At 39.9% G+C, this 2476-nt stretch carries 2 protein-coding genes; both read left to right on the forward strand.

Annotation, left to right across the window (positions count from 1 at the left end):
• Positions 1-116 precede the first annotated feature (116 nt).
• A complete protein-coding gene (gene istA, locus ABID56_RS12900) occupies positions 117-1673 on the forward strand; it encodes an IS21 family transposase (RefSeq protein ID WP_354221873.1) in 1557 nt (518 codons plus the stop codon).
• A complete protein-coding gene (gene istB, locus ABID56_RS12905) occupies positions 1670-2440 on the forward strand; it encodes an IS21-like element helper ATPase IstB (RefSeq protein WP_354221875.1) in 771 nt (256 codons plus the stop codon). The genes istA and istB overlap by 4 nt, the downstream gene beginning before the upstream one ends.
• Positions 2441-2476 lie beyond the last annotated feature (36 nt).

Below are 2476 nucleotides of genomic sequence, written 5' to 3' on the forward strand. Positions count from 1 at the left end.
TGTAAACGCTAAACTAAAGTAGACAGTTTTTGCTCGATAAAAATGAACACTTTTCAATCAAAAATAACTCTCTGTAGTATGATAGATTTAGCATCTATCAACAGGAGGGCTTAAAGGTGGAAAAGTGGTTAATGTTTACGGAAATCTATCAAATGAAGCAACAAGGGTTCAAAATTAGAAGGATTGCAAGAAAATTAGGTGTTTCACGAACAACCGTTTATAAGTATCTTGAGAAGTCGCCAGAAGACATGGCTGAATGGATGGCCTCGACACGTAGAAGGACACGGAAGTTGGATCAGTACGAATTATTAATTCATACGTGGTTAAGCGAAAACCCTGATCTTTCTGGAGCGCAAGTTCATGACTGGTTGAAGGAACGTTTTTCTGACCTATCGGTCGGTGAAAGTACAGTTCGAAGTTATGTTAAAGAACTGAGAGACAAATACAATATTCCAAAAGTGATGACACCTCGTTCCTATGAGGCGATCCCAGAGTTACCAATGGGGAAACAGATCCAAGTTGATTTTGGTCAATCGAAACAACAATCATCCCAAGGTGGTACTCAAAACGTATATGTGATTTGTTTTGTATTATCCCATTCTCGTTACAAGTATGCCGAATGGTTAGACCGGCCTTTCACCACAAAGGATGTGATTCGAGCTCATGAACATGCTTTTGAGTACTTTGGAGGGATACCAGAAGAAATGGTTTATGATCAAGATGCCTTAATCGTTGTGAGTGAAAACGGTGGTAATATTATGTTGACCGAAGCATTTCAAACGTATTATCGAGAACGAAAGTTCCAACTTTATGTTTGTCGCAAAGCTGATCCAGAGAGTAAAGGAAAAGTGGAGAATAGTGTTAAGTTTATTAAGCAAAACTTTGCCAAGAACCGTGTGTTTAAGAACATAGAACAATGGAATGAACAATGCTTGGAATGGCTTGAGAGGACAGGGAACGGCAAAGTGCATAACACCATAAAAAAGAAACCGGCAGAAGTGTTCTCCGTCGAAAAGAAACACCTTAAGCCGATTACTAAGAAAATAAGTCATTCACCTATTGATTCAAGTATAGCAAGAGTGGTTCGGAAAGACAATACGATTTTATACAAGTCCAATCGTTACTCGGTGCCGTTGGGCACTTATGATCAACACAAAGACGTATATATAAAGGTGACGGATGATAAGAAGCTCTGCATACGTGAATCGATGGATGGGCCTAATATCGCTGAGCATGCCTTATGTGAAGGAAAAGGAGAACTTATTCAAGATACACAGCATAAACGAGACCGTAGCAAGGGGATTCCTGCTTATATGAAAACTGTTTCGGAAGCCTTCCAGGATCAAGATAAGGCTATGAGCTATTTACAGGACATTCAAACGCAATACCCACGATACATGAGAGATCAGCTGAAAATTATTGCCGATTCGGTTAAGGACGTGTCATCCAACGCCAAAATGAAAGCTTTAGATGAGTGTTTGAACAATCATTTTTATAGTGCTTCGGAATTTAAGGATGTCCTATCACATGCCGTTAGACAAGAACGATCAACTGAGGATTCGACAACAACTATACCTGAAGGGTCGTCTGAAAGATCTGACTATGATCATATGAAACCAGAAGAAAGAACCTTAGATTCTTACCTCGATGTTCTTGAAGGGTCGGTGACTTGATCGTGACATTAGAGCTATTACAAAATCGTTTTAAGACGCTGCGCTTGTCAGAGACAGCCGATTATTTACCCGATCTTATTCGACGAGCAGAATCTGAAGATTGGACTTATAAAGAGTTATTAACAGCCCTAACATCGTATGAACTGAAAAGGCGTTCGGAAAAGCAAATTGAACGACAATTGAAGTGGGCAGCATTCCCTGCCCACACAACACTTGAGATGTACAATCTTCATGAGCAACGAACCTTAAGTCAAAAACAAATGAAGCAGCTAAGTGAGTTATCTTGGATCGATCAATTGTATAACTTGGTCCTGTTGGGACCTGCCGGTGTCGGCAAAACGCATTTAGCCACAGCACTTGGAATTGAGGCAATTCACCAAGGCTATCAGGTCATGTTTATCACCATGGAAGAACTCGTGAGGCATTTAAAAGCTGAAGAATTCACACGAAAAGCCCAAATGAGGATGAAGCGAATAAGAAACGCTAATCTAGTCATTATTGATGACCTCATGTTTATGGCAATGGATCAACGAGAAGCTAACCTCTTTTTCCATCTCATCAATGACTTACATGACAAAGCTTCAATTATATTGACGTCAAATAAGGGGCCGAGTGAATGGGGCGAGTTATTAGGTGATCAAGGAATCACCACAGCTATTTTGGATCGAATTCTACATCGAGTAGAAGTCATCCAATTTCGTGGTGAGGATAGTCATCGAATGAAGAATCGAACTTCCATATTTCAGGAAGAAAGTGTTCAGAATTAATTAGCAAAAAGTGTTCATTTTTACTTGACGCTTACA

The organism is Alkalibacillus flavidus, from assembly GCF_040545925.1.
GTDB classification, from domain to species: Bacteria; Bacillota; Bacilli; order Bacillales; family Alkalibacillaceae; genus Alkalibacillus; species Alkalibacillus flavidus.